This is a genomic window from Streptomyces antimicrobicus (assembly GCF_020532625.1).
Classification (GTDB): domain Bacteria; phylum Actinomycetota; class Actinomycetes; order Streptomycetales; family Streptomycetaceae; genus Streptomyces; species Streptomyces antimicrobicus.
In genome coordinates this window covers 1-2,803 of the sequence record NZ_JAJAUY010000257.1, presented here as the reverse complement: position 1 = coordinate 2,803, position 2,803 = coordinate 1, and the positions used below count along the sequence as shown (strand labels likewise).

The following is a 2,803-nucleotide window of genomic DNA, read 5'->3' as shown; positions in this document are numbered from 1 at the left end:
GGCCGAGACCGTCACGGTCGCCGACGCCGTGGACGCGCCCCGGGGCCGTACCCGCCGCCGTGCCACCCGTACCACCACCGCTGCGGCTCAGCCCGTCGCCGAGGCCCCGGCCGAGGAGGCTGCCCCGGCCCGCCCGCGCGCCGCGCGTCCGGCCGTCGCCGTCTTCCAGGCGCCGGTGTTCACCGAGCCCATGTTCCAGACCCCGGAGACGGCCGCCGCGCGCATCCGCGCCGCCGAGGAGGCCGAGCTGGCGGAGGTCGAGGAGGAAGAGGAGACCGAGGAGGTCGTCGCCGAGCCGGTCGCCGAGGCCCCGCAGCCGTCCGGCCGCCGTCGCCGCCGCCGTGGCGGCGCCGTCGCGCCCGAGCCGGCCGTCGAGGTGGAGGCCGAGGAGGAGCCCGAGGCCGAGGTCGAGGTCGAGGCCGGCGAGCTGGAGGACGAGGAGGGCGACGAGTCGGGCGAGCGTCCGGCCCGCCGCCGCCGTCGCGGTGGCCGTCGTCGCCGCCGCGGCGAGGCCGCCGACTACGAGGGCGGCGCCGACGAGGCGGAGGAGGCCGAGGAGGCCGAGTCCGCCGAGCAGGACGAGGAGGAGGACACCGACGAGGCCGCCGGTCTCGGGTCCAGCTCCAGCCGCCGTCGCCGCCGTCGCCGCCGCCGCTCCGGTGAGGGTGGCGCCGAGGCCGAGGTCGCCGAGGAGGACGGCGTCCGCACCGTGGTCAAGGTGCGCGAGCCGCGCCCGGCCCGGGAGAGGGAGCCCGGTTCGAGCGCGGACGAGGTGCAGTCCATCAAGGGCTCCACCCGCCTGGAGGCCAAGAAGCAGCGCCGCCGCGAGGGCCGCGAGCAGGGCCGCCGGCGCGTCCCGATCATCACCGAGGCCGAGTTCCTGGCCCGCCGGGAGGCCGTCGAGCGCGTGATGGTCGTCCGCCAGAACGGCGAGCGCACCCAGATCGGCGTCCTGGAAGACAACGTGCTCGTGGAGCACTACGTCAACAAGGAGCAGGCCACCTCGTACGTCGGCAACGTCTACCTGGGCAAGGTCCAGAACGTGCTGCCGTCCATGGAGGCCGCGTTCATCGACATCGGCAAGGGCCGCAACGCCGTCCTGTACGCCGGTGAGGTCAACTTCGACGCGCTGGGCATGGCCAACGGCCCGCGCCGCATCGAGACCGCGCTGAAGTCCGGCCAGTCCGTGCTGGTCCAGGTCACCAAGGACCCGATCGGCCACAAGGGCGCCCGCCTGACCTCGCAGGTCTCGCTGCCCGGCCGCTACCTGGTCTACGTGCCCGAGGGCTCGATGACCGGCATCAGCCGCAAGCTGCCCGACACCGAGCGGGCCCGCCTGAAGACCATCCTCAAGAAGATCGTCCCCGAGGACGCGGGTGTCATCGTGCGCACCGCCGCCGAGGGCGCGAGCGAGGACGAGCTGCGCCGTGACGTCGAGCGTCTGCAGGCGCAGTGGGAGGAGATCCAGAAGAAGGCGAAGCAGATCTCGACCTCGTCGCCGAGCCTGCTGTACGGCGAGCCGGACATGACGGTCCGGGTCGTCCGCGACATCTTCAACGAGGACTTCTCCAAGGTCATCGTCAGCGGTGACGAGGCGTGGGAGACCATCCACGGCTACGTCTCGCACGTGGCGCCCGACCTCGCGGACCGCCTGCAGCGGTGGACCTCCGAGGTGGACGTCTTCGCGACGTACCGGATCGACGAGCAGCTCGCCAAGGCGCTCGACCGCAAGGTGTGGCTGCCCTCGGGCGGCTCCCTGGTGATCGACAAGACCGAGGCGATGGTCGTCGTCGACGTCAACACCGGCAAGTTCACGGGCCAGGGCGGCAACCTGGAGGAGACCGTCACCCGGAACAACCTGGAGGCGGCCGAGGAGATCGTGCGCCAGCTGCGGCTGCGCGACCTCGGCGGCATCGTCGTCATCGACTTCATCGACATGGTGCTGGAGTCCAACCGGGACCTGGTGCTGCGGCGCCTGCTGGAGTGCCTGGGCCGGGACCGTACGAAGCACCAGGTCGCCGAGGTGACCTCGCTGGGTCTGGTCCAGATGACCCGCAAGCGGGTGGGCCAGGGCCTGCTGGAGTCCTTCTCCGAGACCTGTGTCCACTGCAACGGGCGCGGTGTGATCGTGCACATGGAGCAGCCGGCGTCGATCGGCGGCGGTGGCAACGGCGGCAAGCGTGCGCGCAAGCGCGGCGGCCGGGGTCACGAGCACGACCACGAGCACGAGGCCGTCGCCGTCGAGACCGCGGAGCCGGCCGAGACCGCGGCCGAGGTCGAGGCGGAGACCGCCGAGCCGGTGGCGCTGCCCGAGCCCGGGTTCGTGCCCGGCGAGGAGCTGTACGGCAGCCCGGCCGAGGCCGAGGCCGCGGCGGGGCTGAGCCCGCGCCGCAGCCGTCGGCGCGCCACGCGCAAGGCGACCGCTCCGGCGGGCGCCCCGCGGGCCGCGGTCCCGGCGCCGGCCGCCGAGCCGGTCGTCGAGCCGGTCACCGCTGCGGTCGAGGAGGCCGAGCCGGTCGCCGAGCCGGCCGACACGGTCCTGGTGCCGGACGCCGCGGTGGTGGCGGAGGCCGAGGCCGAGGCCGAGGCCGAGGTCCAGGCGGTCCCCGAGGCGCCCGAGGCCGCCCCGGTCGAGGAGGCCGCGCCGAAGGCCCGTACGCGCCGCCGGGCGACCCGTAAGGCCACGGCCCCCGCGGGTTCGCCCAAGGGTGCCGAGGAGACGGCCGCCGAGAGCGCCGAGGTCGTGATCCCGGCCGTGGCCGAGGCCGCCGCCGAGCCGGTCGTGGCCGAGCCCGTGGCCGCC

At 74.6% G+C, this 2,803-nt stretch carries 1 protein-coding gene; it reads left to right on the top strand.

Going from position 1 to position 2,803, the window contains the following annotated elements:
• A partial coding sequence (locus LG632_RS29900; protein ID WP_226731063.1) for an Rne/Rng family ribonuclease occupies nucleotides 1–2,803 on the top strand: 2,803 nt, incomplete at both ends.